The 15761-nt window shown below is 58.7% G+C and carries 12 protein-coding genes; 6 read left to right on the forward strand and 6 right to left on the reverse strand.

The genetic code is table 11. From position 1 onward, the window contains the following. Position 1 precedes the first annotated feature (1 nt). The 3 genes from VNZ60_RS18000 to VNZ60_RS18010 are packed head-to-tail and all read left to right on the forward strand — an operon-like array spanning position 2 to position 3615. Positions 2-1615, forward strand: coding sequence for a GMC family oxidoreductase (locus tag VNZ60_RS18000; RefSeq protein ID WP_325661532.1), 1614 nt, complete (start codon positions 2-4; stop codon positions 1613-1615). Next, positions 1612-3078, forward strand: coding sequence for a c-type cytochrome (locus VNZ60_RS18005; protein ID WP_325661534.1), 1467 nt, complete (start codon positions 1612-1614; stop codon positions 3076-3078). The genes VNZ60_RS18000 and VNZ60_RS18005 overlap by 4 nt, the downstream gene beginning before the upstream one ends. A gap of 51 nt (positions 3079-3129) precedes the next feature. After that, the gene (locus tag VNZ60_RS18010; RefSeq protein WP_325661536.1) at positions 3130-3615 is read left to right on the forward strand and encodes an asparaginase domain-containing protein; all 486 of its coding nucleotides are present in this window, start codon (positions 3130-3132) and stop codon (positions 3613-3615) included. Between the two features lie 100 nt (positions 3616-3715). On the opposite strand, the gene VNZ60_RS18015 is transcribed toward VNZ60_RS18010, so the two are convergent. From VNZ60_RS18015 to VNZ60_RS18040, 6 genes are all read right to left on the reverse strand, one after another. Then, positions 3716-5938, reverse strand: coding sequence for a M3 family metallopeptidase (locus VNZ60_RS18015; protein ID WP_325661538.1), 2223 nt, complete (start codon positions 5936-5938; stop codon positions 3716-3718). A 174-nt stretch (positions 5939-6112) separates the two neighbouring features. After that, entirely contained in the window at positions 6113-7189 is a 1077-nt protein-coding gene (locus tag VNZ60_RS18020; protein ID WP_325661540.1) for a porin, read from the reverse strand. 41 nt (positions 7190-7230) lie between these two features. After that, positions 7231-8400 carry an ABC transporter ATP-binding protein gene (locus VNZ60_RS18025; RefSeq protein WP_325661542.1) on the reverse strand — a complete coding sequence of 390 codons (1170 nt, stop codon included), beginning with the start codon at positions 8398-8400 and terminating at the stop codon, positions 7231-7233. Positions 8401-8438: 38 nt separating this feature from the next. Beyond that, on the reverse strand, positions 8439-10244 hold the full coding sequence (locus tag VNZ60_RS18030) for an ABC transporter permease (protein WP_325661544.1): 1806 nt from the start codon (positions 10242-10244) through the stop codon (positions 8439-8441). Positions 10245-10316: 72 nt separating this feature from the next. Beyond that, positions 10317-11417, reverse strand: a complete 1101-nt coding sequence (locus VNZ60_RS18035) for an ABC transporter substrate-binding protein (protein WP_325661546.1) — start codon at positions 11415-11417, stop codon at positions 10317-10319. A 141-nt stretch (positions 11418-11558) separates the two neighbouring features. Next, complete coding sequence (locus tag VNZ60_RS18040; protein WP_325661548.1) at positions 11559-12566, reverse strand: Bug family tripartite tricarboxylate transporter substrate binding protein; 1008 nt, start codon at positions 12564-12566, stop codon at positions 11559-11561. Positions 12567-13061: 495 nt separating this feature from the next. Here VNZ60_RS18040 and VNZ60_RS18045 point away from each other — a divergent pair, with 495 nt between their 5' ends. The 3 genes from VNZ60_RS18045 (at position 13062) to VNZ60_RS18055 (ending at position 15654) form a co-directional block, all read left to right on the forward strand. Continuing rightward, complete coding sequence (locus VNZ60_RS18045; RefSeq protein ID WP_325661550.1) at positions 13062-13745, forward strand: response regulator; 684 nt, start codon at positions 13062-13064, stop codon at positions 13743-13745. Then, on the forward strand, positions 13742-15250 hold the full coding sequence (locus tag VNZ60_RS18050) for a sensor histidine kinase (protein WP_325661552.1): 1509 nt from the start codon (positions 13742-13744) through the stop codon (positions 15248-15250). Before VNZ60_RS18045 ends, VNZ60_RS18050 begins: the two co-directional genes overlap by 4 nt. Before the next feature lie 92 nt (positions 15251-15342). Continuing rightward, positions 15343-15654 carry a metal-sensitive transcriptional regulator gene (locus VNZ60_RS18055; RefSeq protein ID WP_325661554.1) on the forward strand — a complete coding sequence of 104 codons (312 nt, stop codon included), beginning with the start codon at positions 15343-15345 and terminating at the stop codon, positions 15652-15654. The last annotated feature ends 107 nt before the right edge of the window (positions 15655-15761 follow it).

Below are 15761 nucleotides of genomic sequence, written 5' to 3' on the forward strand. Positions count from 1 at the left end.
TATGGCTGGTAACTCAGTTGGAACATTAGCTGCGGATGTGGTCATTGTCGGCTCCGGCGTCGCCGGCGCTTTGGTGGCGCATCAACTGGCTTTGTCCGGCGCTTCGGTGCTGGTGCTGGAAGCGGGGCCGCGGCTGGAACGCTGGCGCATCGTTGAAAATTATCGGAACACGCCGAGCAAAGACGATTTCATGGCGCCCTATCCGTCCACCAAATATGCGCCGCATCCCGAATACACGCCGGAAAATAATTATCTGATCCTCAAGGGCACGCATAAATACAATTCGCAATACATCCGCGCGGTAGGCGGTACTACCTGGCACTGGGCCGCTGCCGCCTGGCGCTTCCTGCCTAACGATTTCAAGATGAAAACGCTGTATGGCGTCGGCCGCGACTGGCCCATCAGTTACGACGAGCTGGAGCCCTATTACTATCGGGCTGAAGTCGAGCTGGGCGTGTCCGGCCCCAACGACGGCACCGATCTCGGTTCGCCGCGCAAGCAACCCTATCCGATGGATCACCTGCCGCTATCCTGGAACGACCAGCGCTTCAGCGCCGTGGTGAATGGCGCCGGCCACATAGTGGTGTCGGAACCGGTGGCGCGCAACAGCCGTGCCTACGATCAGCGTCCCAATTGCTGCGGCAACAATAACTGCATGCCGATCTGTCCGATCGCCGCCATGTATAGCGGCATCATCCACGTCGAGAAAGCCGAAAAGGCCGGCGCCAGGGTATTGGCTGACGCCGTGGTTTACCGGATCGAGGTGGATGCCAAGGAGCGCATCAGCGCCGTGCATTACAAAGATCCGGAAGGCGTCACGCATCGGGTCACCGGCAAGTATTTTGTGCTGGCGGCGAACGGCATCGAGATCCCGAAACTGATGTTGATATCTACCGACGACCGCCACAAAAACGGTATCGGCAACAGCTCAGACCAGGTCGGCCGCAACCTGATGGACCATCCAGGCACCGGCGTCACCTTCCTCGCTAATGAAGACTTGTGGCCGGGGCGCGGTCCGATAGAAATGACTTCTATAGTCGACATGCGCGACGGCGCTTTCCGCGCTGAATACGCCGCCAAAAAGCTGCATCTGAATAATATGGCGCAAACCAATCATGCCGCGCAGACGGCTTTGAAAGACGGTCTGGTCGGTGTCAAATTGAATCAGGAAATCCGGCGCCGTGCAGCACGCACCGTGAATATCAACAGCTTCCACGATATTCTGCCGGATCCGGAAAACCGCATACGGCCGAGCAGCGAAAAGCGCGATGCGCTTGGCATTCCGCAGCCGGAGATCACTTATTCGATCAACGATTACGTCAAGAAAAGCGCAGTGCTGACACATCAGGCCTATGCCAGCATCGCCGCCATGTTCGGCGGCACGGAAATCAAATTCGACGACGATTTCGCGCCGAACAACCACATCATGGGCGCCACCATCATGGGTGGCGATCCCCGCGATTCGGTGGTCGACGCCCATTGCCGATCGCACGATCACGAAAACCTGTTCATCGCCAGCGGCTCGGTCATGCCGGTGGCCGGCACCGTGAATTGCACCTTGACGATTGCAGCGCTGTCCCTACGCATCGCCGATACTTTGAGGACAGTGCTATGACGGCCCGCTTCCGACTCACTTGCCAACTCACTGGCCACCTTTCGCGCTGGGCCGGCGGCTTGGCACTGGCTACCGGTCTGGCGCATGGCGCCGCAGTTGCAGCCCCTGCTGTCGATGCCGTGGTTGCTGCTCCCGCCCCCGCCGTAGCCCCCAATGCCGACCAGATCACGCGTGGCGCCTACCTTGCCAAAGCGGCGGACTGCATCGCCTGCCATACAGTCGACCAAGCCAAGCCATTTGCAGGCGGTTATCCACTGGCGACACCGTTCGGCACCATCTACGGCCCCAACATCACGCCGGACAAAGAGACCGGCATCGGCAACTGGAGCGACGAAGATTTCATTCGCGCCCTGCATAACGGTATCGGCAAAAACGGCGAGCACTTGTACCCGGCCTTCCCTTACGCCTCATTCACCAAGCTGTCGCGCGACGATGTGCTGGCGATCAAGGCTTATCTGTTCAGCCTGCCGCCGATCCAGCAAAAGACGCCGGAAAACCAGCTGCCCTTCCCGCTCAATCAGCGCTGGATATTAGCCGGCTGGAATCTGTTCAACTTCAAGCCCGGCGAATGGCAGGCCGATCCGGCCAAGAGCGCCGAATGGAATCGCGGCATGTATCTGGTGGAAGGCCTGGCCCACTGCCAGGAATGCCATACGCCGCGTAACCTGACCATGGGCGTCAACAGCAAGCGCGCTTTCGGCGGCGCGCAACTGGGCGGCTGGACCGCATTCAACATCACGCCCGATCCGGTCAGCGGCGTCGGCGGCTGGAAGGATGGGGAGCTGACTCAGTATCTGAAAACCGGCCTGGTGCCGGGCAAGGCTTCCGCGGCGGGCGGCATGGCGGAAGCCATCGAGCATAGCCTGCAATATCTGAGCGACGCCGACTTGAAAGCGATTGTCACTTATGTGCGCAGCGTGCCGGCCATCAACGATATGGCCGACAAGAAGCCGCGTTACGCCTGGGGCCAAGCCGCAGACGACGACGCCGAATTGCGCGGCGTGGCGGCAGTGTCGGTCAGCAGCAACGCCGCCAGCGGCGCTGAATTATTCAGCGGCAATTGCGCCAGCTGCCACTCGGCCAGCGGCAGCGGCGTCATCGGCGGTTATTACCCCTCGCTGTTCAGCAACAGCGTGGCGGGCGCGCGCGATCCCGGCAATCTGCTGATGGTGATCCTCGACGGCGTGCAGCGCCGCGGCAAGGATGACCAAGCCTTCATGCCCGGCTTCGCGGATCATTTGAACGATGCCCAGATTGCAACGCTGGCGAACTACATCCTGAAGCAATATGGCGATGCCGACGTGCCGGCCGTCACCGCTGAAGCGGTCAAGACCCAGCGTCAGGGGGGACCAGTCTCGCCCCTGATAACTTTATTGCCCCTGGGACTGGCGGCGGCAGCGTTGATCGTGGTATTTATACTGTTTTCATTGCTCACACGTCGCCGACGCAAGCAGCCGAAGTGAGCGCGAGACGAGCGCAACCCGCCACAATTATTGAAAAGGAAACAGATTCCCATGGCTTTACGTATCATCGCCACCGGCGGCACCTTCGATAAACACTACGACGAGATCGCCGGCAAACTGACTTTTGCCACCAGCCATCTGCCCCAAGTGATCCAGCGCGCGCGCATCACCACCGAGATCGCGCTGGAAGAGCTGCCGCTGCTGGATTCGCTCGACATGCAGGATATCGACCGGCGGCGCGTGCTGGCCTCTTGCACTCATGCCACGGAACAGGCGATAGTGATCATCCACGGCACCGACACCATGCGCGAGACTGCCGCCGTGCTGGGCGCGGCAGCGCTGGAAAAGACGATCGTGGTGACCGGTGCGATGATCCCCTACGCCATCGCTAATTCCGACGCGCTGTTCAATTTCGGTTTTGCCTGCGGTGTTGCGCAAGTCTTGCCGCACGGTGTGTATGTGGCGATGAACGGCAAGATTTTTGCGTGGGATAAAGTTGAAAAGAATCGGGCGGCTGGGGTGTTTGAACCGTTGTAATGTTTTTCCCAAGGCAAAAAAAAACGGGGCAGATTTCTGCCCCGTTTTCACGTTCAAACCAAAGGAGGGATGAAGCCATCCCGGTCACGCGTGCTTCAGGCTATTTGACAGCACCGCTCAGCCCCCGCGCCTCCAGCAGCGGGCCGACATCCGGCCCGCGTCCATAGAAATCCTTGAACACAGCGCTCGGGTCGTTGCTGAAGCCGCGCGACAGCACCTTGGCCCGCAACAGATCGCCGTTGGCGCGCAATAAGCCACCGTTGGTATTCACCCAATGTTCGCTATCCTTGGCCAGCACGTCGCTCCAGATGTAAGCGTAATAGCCGGCTGAATAACCGTTGGCGAAGACGTGCTGGAAATAGGCGGTGTGATAGCGCGGTGGCACCACGTAACCGTCGCCGCTTGCCGCCGTGCGCAGCGCTCGCGCTTCAAACGCCATCACATCCTTAGCCGCAGGAGTCTGATCCGCCGGTAGCTGGTGCCAGGCCTGGTCCAGCATGGCCGCCGCCAGATATTCGGAAGTCTCGAAGCCGGCGTTGAACTTGCGCGCCGCCAAAACCTTGTTGACCAGCGCTCGCGGCATCGGCTTGCCAGTTTGATAGTGTTTGGCATAGTGCGCCAGGACTTGCGGATTGTGCGCCCACATTTCGTTGAACTGCGACGGGTATTCGACGAAATCGGGCGGTACATTGGTGCCGGAAAACATCGGATATTGAACGTCGGAGAACAGGCCGTGCAAGGCATGGCCGAACTCGTGGAACATGGTGTTGACTTCGTCGAAACTGAGCAGGACCGGTTTGCCTGCAGGCGGTTTGACGATGTTGATATTGTTGGAGACCACCGGTTTCGTAGCAAACAGCCGCGATTGCGAGACGTAGGAATTCATCCAGGCGCCGCCCTGCTTGTTGTCGCGCGCGAAAGGATCGAACAGGAACAAGCCCAGGGGCGAACCGTCCTCGTTAAACACCTCGAAGGTCCGCACATCTTTCTGGTACACCGGAAGGTCGCTGCGCTCCTTGAAACTCAAGCCGTACAGCCGGTGAGCAGCGTAGAACACGCCGTCCTGCAGCACCTGGTTCAATTCGAAATAAGGTTTGATCTGGGCCTCGTCGAAGTTGTAGCGCGCCTTGCGCACTTGCTCGGCATAAAACGCCCAGTCCCACGGCTGCAATTTAAATGATTTTGCATGGCTCGCCTTGGCTTGGCGGTCGATCAGCTGCTGCATCGCGGCCGCTTCCTTGCGGGCGTTGGCAGCCGCTGCCGGCGCCAGTTGCGCCAGCATGCGGTTGACGGCGTCGGGCGTGCCGGCGGTTTCATCTTCCAGCACATAGGCGGCGTGGCTGGGGTAGCCCAGCAGCGCCGCACGTTGTGCGCGCAATTTGACGATCTGGGCGACGCCGGCGACATTATCGTCGCTGCCGCCGTCGCCACGCGTGATCGCGGCGGTATAGATGCGTTGGCGCAGCTGGCGATTCTTGAGTTGCGCCAGTATCGGCTGGTCGGTGGTATTTTGCAGCGTGATCAGCCACTTGCCATCGAGCTTGCGATTGCTTGCCGCCTGCGCTGCAGCGGCGACGCCTTCCGCCGACAAACCATCCAGCTCGGCCAGGCGATCGATCACCACTGCGCCGTCGTTGTTGGCTTTCAACACGGTTTGCTGGAATTGCGTGGTGAGCGTTGAAATCTGCTGATTCAGCTGGCGCAACTGGTCTTTATCGGCCGCCGACAAACGCGCGCCGGCCCTGACGAACTGGATGTAACTGCGCTCCAGCAACCGTAGCGATTCGGGATCGAGGCCAAGCGTTGCGCGTTGCCGATACAACTGCTCAACGCGGGCGAACAATTGCGGATCGAGAAAGATTGCATCTTCTTGCGCCGCCAGCTTGGGCGCCATCTCCTGCTGGATCTGGTCCAGTTCGGGGCTGGTGTTGGCGCTGACGAGATTGAAGAAGACGTCCTTGACGCGCGTCAGCATGCGGCCGGCACGCTCCTGCGCAACGATGGTGTTATCGAAAGTCGGTGCGGCTGGATTGGTTGCAATCGCGCTGATTTCCTGGCGCTCCTGCGCCATGCCGGCTTCGAATGCCGGTTTATAGTCCGCATCCTTGATCCGGTCGAACGGCGGCAGGTTGTATGGCAAGGAACTGACTTGAGCGAAGGGAGAATTGGCCGCGGCAGCGATTGCTGCTGCGGCGGCGGCTTGCGATGTCTTGGCTGGCGTGTTGCAGCCCATCAGCCCTGCGGCTGCGGTCAGCATCAATCCGCATAGCGCGATGCGGCGTGCAATCGGGTGTGTAATACGACGGCGTGTAGGAATGTGCATCGATTCTCCTAGTGTTGATACTGGATATTGTTTTTCTGACGAAACATTTTACGCCAGCAATCAGAACCAGGTGAATCACGCGATACTTTAAAAAACGATGTGCTAAAAGCACGGAAGACATGAAAAAGTACTCATGTCTTCCGTCTCAAAAGCAGTACCGTGCCGTAGCAGGTTTTAGAAGCGGTGCTGAATCCCGCCGATAACACCGGTCTGGCTACTGCCGTAGGCGACATCGTCACGCGACAAACCGACCAGCTGCTGGTTCTTCGCCTTGGCGTAAGCTGCGCTCAGATACAGGTCCGTGCGTTTCGACAGCGCATATTTGCCGCGTACCGAATACATGATCGGATCGGCGTCCTTGCCGCTGGCGACGTTCTTGATGTTCTGGTAGTAGATGGCGCCGATCAGCGTCACTACTGGCGTCACCTTGTAAGTAGCGCCGCCCCAGAAGAAATCGCTGCGCAGATCGGGCGCATTCGAGGCTAGTGTCTTCTTGTAATTGCGATAGCCCAGGTCCAGGCCGAGGTTACTGCTCACTTGATAGTCGCCAGCCAGGTGGATGCTGGTCGCTTTGTCATAAGCGCCGTTGGCGACTGCCGCAGTGCCGTTAACCCGGTCGAATGCCGCGGCAATACGGAAAGGGCCGCTTTCATAGCCAACGCCCAACGCGTATTTCGCGCTATCGCTGTTGTTGCCGGCGGTTTCACCAAAACCATAGGTCGCACCCAGCTTGAAGCCGCCGAATTTCCCCTGGTACTTGACCATGTTCGGCAGATTGGTCAGCATGCCGTCCTTGCGGCCGCCGGTAGCGCCGGCCGAGGTCACCCATGAATACTGGCCGGAATAACCCATAGGGTCGAACGGTAGGATGAAATCATAGGTGGTGGAATACGAGCGGCCGGCAACGATGCGGCCGAAACTGCCTTCCAGGCCGACATTGGCCTGACGGCCGAACAGCAGGCCAGCGCTATCGAATTCGCCAGTATCGGTCTTGAAGCCGTTTTCCAGTTGAAATACCGCCTTCAAACCGCCGCCCAAGTCCTCAGTGCCGCGAAAGCCGATGCGCGAGGTATTCATGGCGCCCGAACTCAAACGGACCAGGCTATCCTTGCTGGCATTGGCGTGATTCACATATTCGACCCCGGTGTCGACGAGACCGTAGATGCTGACGCTGGTCTGGGCGTGAGCGCCGATGCTCAGCAATGTAGCGAGGCCGGCGACGATGGCCGTCGCCAGGTGTGTCTTCTTCATGTTACTTCCTCCGATGTATAGTTTTTTTGTTGGTTGTGCGGTTACGACTGAGCTGCATAAAGGCTGTTGCTTGATACGGATGGTGAACTCCCCCCTTTCTGTGATGCCGGAATCTCTAGCGGAAACGCCCACAGCGCGTGTTGCGGCAATTGCAGCCAGTACTCGCCCGGCGCCAGCCGCTGCCGCGCATAGGCGCGTAAAACAGTGCTGTCGGCGCCGCCGCCGTCGGTATTGCGGAACACGCATTCCCAGCGGTCGCCCAGATACATGCAGGTCGACAGCGGCAGCTTGATACTGTTTTCCGTCGGCGTATCGGAGATGTTGACCTGCTCGACGCGGATAATCGCCACCGCGTCCCTGCCATCGCGCCCTGTGGCTGGTCCGCGCAGCGTCGCCTTGACATTGCCGCCTTCCATCTGCAGCAAGGCGAGCTCGCCGTCACGCTGCAACACCTTGGCCCGCAGGCGGTTGTTGCTGCCCATGAACTCCGCCGTGAACAGCGTGTTGGGCGTTTCATACATGCTTTGCGGCGTGCCCTGCTGTTCGATCTTGCCGTTGTTGAGCAACAGGATGCGATCGGAAATCGCCATTGCCTCGGCCTGGTCATGCGTCACCATCAACGCTGACAAACCAAGGCGCACGATCAGTTCACGCAAGAAGGCGCGCGCTTCCTCGCGCAGCTTGGCGTCCAGGTTGGAGAGCGGTTCATCCAGCAGGATTACCGGCGGGTTGTACACCAGCGCGCGGGCGATGGCGACCCGCTGCTGCTGGCCGCCTGACAATTGATGCGGAAACCGATCGCCCAGATGGCCGAGGCCGAGCTGGTTCAACACCGTTTTGACACGCTCCGCAATGTCGCTGCCATTCATTTTGCGCAACTTCAAACCATAGGCGACATTGTCGAACACGGTCTTGTGCGGCCACAGTGCGTAGGACTGGAACACCAATCCCAGGTTGCGTTCTTCCGCCGGGATTTCCAGTTTGCGATGGCCGTCGAACATGACCCGCTCGCCAATCTGTATGCTGCCCGATTTCGGCGATTCGAGGCCAGCTACGGCGCGCAGCAAAGTGGTCTTGCCGCTACCCGAAGGCCCCAGCAACGCAACCACTTCGCCGCGCTGCAAATCCATCGACACCCCTTTGAGAATCGGATTGGCGTTGGCGCCGCTGCCGTAGTCGAGATGCAAGTTATTGACGCTTAATTCGCTCATGATGATTTCCTGATTGTGGTGCAATTTAGTTGTGCAACTTAGTCGTGAAGCTTGACCCCAAAGCGCAGTGCAATGCCGAGGCCGATGGCCACCAGCGTGATGTTGATAAAGGAGAGAGTGGCAACCAGATCGACCGAACCCGAGGCCCACAGCGAGACGATCAGGGCGCCGATGACTTCGGTGCCGGGCGACAGCAGATAAACCCCGGTCGAATATTCGCGTTCGAAAATCAGGAACACCATCAGCCATGCGCCGAGCACGCCGTAACGCACCAGCGGCAGCGTCACATCGCGCGTCACCTGCGAACGGCGAGCGCCAACCGCACGCGCCGCTTCTTCCAGTTCCGGGCCGACCTGCAACAGCGCCGTGGTAATCAGGCGCAAGCCGTACGCCAGCCACACCACCGAATACGCCAGCCACACCGAGAAGATGGTGGAACGCAGTTCACGCAATTGCGGAATCACATGTTCCACCAGCCACAGCGCAATCACGTTGTCATAACCTTTCAGCAGATTGTCGAGGAACGACGGTACGAACAAGAACACCCACAGGAATGACAAACCAGCCAGCAAGCCGGGCACGGCGCGCGGGATCAGCACGCTGTAATCGAGGAAACGGGTGATGCCATCCGTTTTGCGATGCATGGCGAGCGCGATACAGCAATAACAAGCGACCGCAATCGCACCGCCGATGACGCCGATCAGGACGGTGTTGACGATGCCGCGCATCAGCGCTGGCTGTTCCCAGATATCGCGGAAGTGCTGAAGAGTGAAAGTGTCGATCAGCGAGACGCCGTAACCCCAATGCGAAACAAAGGCGCGCAAGGCAATGCCGGACAAAGGAATCACGATCGTGAAAATCAGCCAGGCCGCGATCAGGCTGAAAGCCAGCCATTTCCATTTGCCCAGCGGCAGCGCTTTCTGGCGCGCGCCCTTGCCCTTGATCGAGACATATTTATTGGCCGAACGCAGCAGCCAGCGCTGGATCATCACCAGCGGCAAGGTTACCGCCACCAGGCACACCGCCACCGCCGCCATCAAGTGATACGAGGGCGTGCCGAGTTTGTTGGTCAGCTTGTACAAATAGGTCGGCAGCACCAGATGGCCTTCCGGATCGCCCAGCACCAGCACCAGCCCGAACACTTCGAAACCGAGGAAAAACACCAGAACACCGGCATACGCCAGCGCCGGCATGATCATCGGCAGCGAGACATTCAGCGCCACTTGCAACGGCGAAGCGCCAGCCACGCGCGCTGCTTCTTCAACGTCAGCGCCCAGGCTCTTGAGCGCAGCTGAGGCGTACAGATAGACGTGCGGCACATGGGTCAGGCCGGCGATGATGATGATGCTCGGAAAGGCGTACACATTCCACGGCGTTGCTTCGATGCCGACCAGACGCAGCAGGTCTTGCATCCAGACCGTATAGAAGCCAACCGGCCCCATCGCCACCACATAACCGAAGGCGATCACCATCGGCGATACAAAAATCGGCACCAGCAGCATCGGCGCGATCCAGTTGCGGCCAGGCAGATCGGTGCGCACCATCAGGAAAGCCAGCATGCCGCCCAGCGGCACCGCAATCAGGGCCAGGCCGCTAGCCAGCAGCAAGCCGTTGATGAAAGCCTGGCGGAAATCCGGATCGTCGAAGATGAAACGATACGGCTCCAGGCTCAGGGTTTTGACCGGCGCGAAAAACGGCGCGGATAAAAAGCTTTGATAAAAAATCAGTACCAGCGGCAGGAAAATCGCTACTGCCGCCAGCGTAACCACCAGCCCGCGCGGCCAGTTAAGGCGCGCCAGCCGAGAGCGGCTGGCCAGCGGATGGGGAGGAGAAATGGATGTCATTTTGTACCTTGCAGAAAACCTGGGTCTTGAAAATCCGCCATCCCCGCATGCGCTGAGGATGGCGTTGTTGAGTTACTTTTTCCCTGCAGCAGCCTTCCATTGCTTCAGGAACGCCAGGCGCTTGGTCTGGTCCAGGTATTGCAACAAGGCCGGAGTGATCGGGATCGGCTTGAGCGCACTGCCGAGTTGCGTGGTCAGGCTGGCGAGCGTGGCGTGGCCGCTGACATCCGAACGCAATGCATACAGCTGCGACTCGTTCGAGATGATGGTTTGGCCGCGCTTGGATAGCAGATAGTCGATCCACAATTTGGCCGCGTTCATGTTCTTCGCCGCTTTGTTGATGAACACCACGCGCGACAGCACCAGGTTGTAATCCTTGGTGAAAGCGACGCCGATCGACGGGTCTTTCGCCGCGCGGGCCTGGGCGTAAGAGCCGATCACGTTATAGCCGATCAGGTTCTCGCCGGAGGAGATTCTTTCCAGCATGGTGCCGGTCGACGACTGCACGCGGATACCGACATCGCCGAAGGTTTTTGCCAATTCCCAGAACTGCGGATTGATTTGCGCATCTTCGGTAATGAAGGAAAAACCGACGCCGGATTTTTCGATATCGTAGGTGGTCACCTTGTTGCGGAACTTGTCGGCCTTGGCAGCCAGCAGCTTGACCAGGTCGGCGTGGGTTGCGGGCACTTCGTCGGCGCTCACCAGCCGCTTGTTATAGACGATCGCCAGCGGTTCGAAAGTTGTGCCGTAAGCGCTGTCCTTGTAGTTGGCCCAGGCTGGAATCGCGGCGCTTTCCGGCGATTTGTAGACCGCGCCATAGCCTTCGCTGACCAGCTTGAATTGCAGATCCATCGCGGACGACCACAAGACGTCGGCAGTGGCGCCGCCGGCAGCGGCTTCGGAGATGAAGCGGTTGTATACCTCGGTCGAATTCATGTCGTTGAATTCAACTTTGATGCCTGGATAGAGCGTGCTGAAATCCTTGATCAAGGGTTCTGCCGCTTTGGAATCGGTGGCGCTGTAAAGCACCAGCTTGCCTTCTTTTTTTGCGCCGTCGACAATCCTGGCGTAGTCGGCCGGATAGTTAGCCGGCGTTTGCGCCGAGGCATTCAGCGTCAAGCTCAAAGCCAGAATAGCGAGTGCGCTTGCCAGAGGTTTTTTAATCAGCATGGGTGTCATCTCCTGATGGTTACGGGTACTGCGAACGGGTTGAGTCATTCAAAAAGGCGCAGGCGAGCCGAAGCCAGCCACGTTATGGCTGCATTTAGTGTTGCTTGCGGGATTTGCCGGGCCTTGCAGCCGCGGCCGGATTTATCTAATCAAACCAAGCTGGTCCGATTGCTTGCGGTAGTCTTCAACGGTCTTTTTAACGTAGGCGCTTAACTTGTCGCCGCTCAACGCGAATGGATACAGTCCGTGGCGGGCGCGCAGGCGCTCGAATTCTGGGGTCGCCAGCATTTTGTCGAAAGTGCTTACCCAGCGCTGATAGTCGGCATCGCTGACTTGCGGACCCATATACACGCCGCGGACGATCGGCCAGCTGACGGCCATGCCCTGTTCGCGGGCGGTCGGCACATCGGCCAGCGTACCGGGCAGGCGCTGCTCGGATAACACCGCCAGCACACGGATCTCGCCATCCAGCGAATGCAGGGTCGCCTCCGAGGCGTCACCGGAAACCACTTGCACGTGGCCGGCGCGCAAAGCGGTAAATGCCTCGCCGCCGCCTTCCAGCGCGACGAAGCGCAGATGCTTGGGATTAATCTGATGCTGCTTGGCCAGCATGGAAATTTTCAGCCAATCCTGGCTGCCCACGGTACCGGCGGCGCCGATGGTGAGCTTGGACGGATCTTTCTTGAGCGCGTCCAGCAGGTCGCGCAAGGTCTTGTACGGCGAATCGCTGCGCACCGCGATCATGCCGTAATCGACCCCGATCGCAGCTACCCAACGTACATTGCCGGCATCGGCGTCGCCGTATTTTCCTTGCGCCAGGTTCATCAGGGAACCGCCGGAAAACGCCACTAGCGTATCGGCTTCGGCCCGTCTTTGCGTGACGATGGAATTCCAGGCGACAGCACCGATGCCGCCCGGCAGATAACTGATCTTGACCGGGTTGTCCTGGGCTGCGCCTGCAGCCGGCAGTTGCAAGCCTTTCTGGACCAGCTTGCAAGTCACGGCCATGCCGCCGCCGGGTTTGGCCGGGGCGATACATAATGCAGATGAATGCGCGGCCGATTGGAGCGGCGAGTGCAGCGGCGCTGCGTGAGCGCAAAGCGTGATACATGCACTGAGTGCGGCAATCCAGGCGATAGTGGAAGTCATTGTCTCCTACCCATTCTGTTGTTGTTTCACCGCAATTAACGGCTGCTGCGAAACCAGGGCTTTATACGTTTTTTTGCATCATAACGGCCGCAGTCTTTCATTTTCCTTTCACTCAGATTTTGCCAAGCGCAGTTTTCTGTGTGAGTATTGGCGGCCGTTTTCAAATTTTATTGAGAGTTTCATAGTTCATGATATCGCCACGGCCAGAGTCATCTGGGGTCAGAGTCAACTTTCGCAGCGCCTCATCGCGAAACTTGACTCTGACCCCACATGACGGATTCGGAGAAAGAAAAATAGCACCATGCGGTTTTATTCTTTTTTAACGATGAGGCAGGTACTCCGTGGCCCGCTAAGTGGGGTCAGAGTGAAGTTTCTGCAAAAAGCGCGCAGAAAGTTCACTCTGACCCCACTTAGCTGCGTCTGTTAAGCGCAACCGGGCAAGGGCATTGTCATGTTTCATGAACCTATCAATAGTCACTAGCGTTATTCAAAGCCATGCGGATTTTACTGATTGAAGACCATGTTGAGTTATCGCGCTGGCTGACCAAGGCGCTGCAGGATGCACATTGGTCGGTCGAATGCGCCATGAACGGCGCCGATGCCGACAGCTTGCTGCACACCCAGCAATATGCGCTGGTGATACTGGATCTGAGCTTGCCGAAAATGGACGGGCTGGAAGTCTTGAAACGCTTGCGCGCGCGTGGCAGTAAAACCCCGGTGCTGATCCTGACTGCGCGCGGCGGTTTGCAAGACCGGGTGCAGGGCTTGAACCTGGGCGCTGACGATTATCTGGCCAAGCCGTTTGAGCTGGTCGAACTGGAGGCGCGCGTCAAAGCCTTGCTGCGCCGTGCGCAAGGTGGTGAAGCGCCGATCTACAGTTGTGGCGCTCTGCAGTTCGATACCGTCTCGCGCATGTTCAGCTATGGCAATGCAGCACTGGCGCTGACGCCGCGCGAACACGCGGTGCTGGAAGTGCTGATCAGCCGCACCGGCCGCGTGGTATCCAAGGAAAAATTGTTCGATGAGGTATTTTCATTGGTCGACGACGCCAATCCCGACGCGATTGAAATCTACATTCATCGCTTGCGCAAGAAATTGCAACGCAACGCTGCCGAAGCAGTCGCCATCACCACTTTGCGCGGCCTGGGTTACCTGCTGGAAGTCGCCGCAGAAAAATGACGGCGCCGCCAGCCCATAGCACTGAGATCAATTCCAAGCTCAAACCAGCCAAATCCTTGGGCAGTTTGCGCAGCCAGTTATTGCGCTGGCTTCTGATTCCCTTGCTGCTGCTGGTGGCGCTGGACGCATTTTCAGTCTATCGCAACGCACTCGATGTGGCCGACCTGGCGTATGACCGCGCCCTGCTCGCCTCGACCCGGGCGCTGGCGGAACGGGTGTCGGTGGTCGATGGCAAGGTGGTGGCCGATGTGCCATACGTAGCGCTGGACAGTTTTGAAACCGATACGCTGGGACGCATTTACTACAAAGTGACCGGTACCCGCGGAGAATTTGTTTCCGGCTACGAAGATCTGCCGGCATTGCCGCCGGATGTGCCGCGCTCCGAAATTTATCCGGCGCTGGTGCGCTTTTATCACGCCAGTTATCACAACCAGGCGGTACGCATCGCCGCCCTATATCAACCGGTGTATGACGATTCGATGCGCGGCATCGCACTGATCCAGGTCGGCGAAACCATGGATGCGCGCAGCGACCTGACCCGGAAAATCCTGTTCAGCACCATGTGGCGGCAAGGTTTGCTGGTGTGCGTGGCAGCCTTGCTGGTGTGGTTTGCCGTGCGTTTTGTGTTGCGTCCGCTGATGCAGTTGAAGGCTGCGGTGGAAGCGCGCGCCACTACCGATCTGGCGGATTTCGAAGTCAACCAGGTGCACCGGGAGGTGCGGCCGCTGGTGGTTGCCATGAATGGTTATATGGGGCGCTTGCAGGCGCTGATCACCGGCCAGCGCCGTTTCATCGCCGACGCCTCGCATCAGCTGCGCACACCGCTCACCGTGCTCAAGACGCAAGCGGAACTGGCTCTGCGTGAATTCGATCGCAATCCCAACGATGCGCGGGCCTGGCAAAACCTGCGTGAAATCGTCGCCAGCATTGCCGGCACTACCGATGCTACCGTCCATCTGGCCAATCGGCTGCTGACGCTGGCGCGTGCCGAGCACGGCGCAGCCGAGAGCGGCAGTGCGCCGGTTTCACTTACAGACATCACTCGTCAGGTCGGTCTGGAGCAGGCGCGCGCCGCAGTGAAAAAACAGATCGATCTGTCGTTTGATGCGGTCGACCAGCTGATCATCAATGGCAACGCACTGCTGTTGCACGAATTGATCAGCAATCTGCTGGACAATGCGATTCATTACACGCCGGCCGGCGGCAAGATTGTCTTGCGCCTGCGGCGCGACGACATCGCACAGCGTGCCATATTGGAAGTGGAAGACAGCGGCATGGGTATCGCCGATGAAGACCGGGAGCGTGTGTTTTCCGCTTTTTACCGCGCTCCGTCTGCACAGCAGCAAAACCCCAGCGGCGCCGGCCTCGGATTATCGATCGTGCGCGATATCGCTTCCTCGCATGGGGCGCAGATTACGCTTTCTGCGGTGAATGACGGCAATGATCAAGCGCCTGGCCTTAAGGTTACACTCAACTTCCCCTTACCTTTATCTTTGCTTTCCTGATAGTGTAAGAAGTACGGCAAGATCTATACTCATATTTTTCTTCGGCTTGGCAGGTTGCTGGGCATAGCGTTTCAACGTTAGGGAGACAGGCTTTGAGCGATACGCCCCTCAATGTAATACATGGCACGGCGCTGACGGATGAGCAAAAAAAAGATTTATTGCACCGTCTGGCGCGCGTCGAAGGCCAGATCCGCGGCGTGCAGAAACTGATCGCCAATGCTGCAGTTCCTGCCGATTGCGAGAGCGTCGCCCAGCAGCTGGCGGCCGCCCGCAAGGCGCTGGACAGAGCGTTCATCACCCTGCTGACAGACGCCATCATTACTCACACCGCTGCTGCCGCCAACCCTGAACAAGCGCAGCAAAGCGCCAGGAACCTGGCGGCCCTGCTGGATAAGTTTGCCTGACGTTTTCCTGGGGGCTTTCTAACCACGGCTCGCAACAAACTTTAAGTCGATAAGCTATTTCATCGCTGGCTAGTCATTCCTATAATTCTTTTCAGAAGATGTTGGAT

The organism is Collimonas sp. (genome assembly GCF_035566375.1).
Classification (GTDB): domain Bacteria; phylum Pseudomonadota; class Gammaproteobacteria; order Burkholderiales; family Burkholderiaceae_D; genus Collimonas.

Bases quoted from the DNA above. Each gene is read 5' to 3' on its own strand.
- VNZ60_RS18000 (WP_325661532.1), top strand. From the start codon at position 2: ATGGCTGGTAACTCAGTTGGAACATTAGCTGCGGATGTGGTCATTGTC.
- VNZ60_RS18035 (WP_325661546.1), bottom strand. From the start codon at position 11,417: ATGCTGATTAAAAAACCTCTGGCAAGCGCACTCGCTATTCTGGCTTTG.
- VNZ60_RS18005 (WP_325661534.1), top strand. From the start codon at position 1,612: ATGACGGCCCGCTTCCGACTCACTTGCCAACTCACTGGCCACCTTTCG.
- VNZ60_RS18050 (WP_325661552.1), top strand. From the start codon at position 13,742: ATGACGGCGCCGCCAGCCCATAGCACTGAGATCAATTCCAAGCTCAAA.
- VNZ60_RS18030 (WP_325661544.1), bottom strand. From the start codon at position 10,244: ATGACATCCATTTCTCCTCCCCATCCGCTGGCCAGCCGCTCTCGGCTG.
- VNZ60_RS18015 (WP_325661538.1), bottom strand. From the start codon at position 5,938: ATGCACATTCCTACACGCCGTCGTATTACACACCCGATTGCACGCCGC.
- VNZ60_RS18020 (WP_325661540.1), bottom strand. From the start codon at position 7,189: ATGAAGAAGACACACCTGGCGACGGCCATCGTCGCCGGCCTCGCTACA.
- VNZ60_RS18045 (WP_325661550.1), top strand. From the start codon at position 13,062: ATGCGGATTTTACTGATTGAAGACCATGTTGAGTTATCGCGCTGGCTG.
- VNZ60_RS18025 (WP_325661542.1), bottom strand. From the start codon at position 8,400: ATGAGCGAATTAAGCGTCAATAACTTGCATCTCGACTACGGCAGCGGC.
- VNZ60_RS18040 (WP_325661548.1), bottom strand. From the start codon at position 12,566: ATGACTTCCACTATCGCCTGGATTGCCGCACTCAGTGCATGTATCACG.
- VNZ60_RS18010 (WP_325661536.1), top strand. From the start codon at position 3,130: ATGGCTTTACGTATCATCGCCACCGGCGGCACCTTCGATAAACACTAC.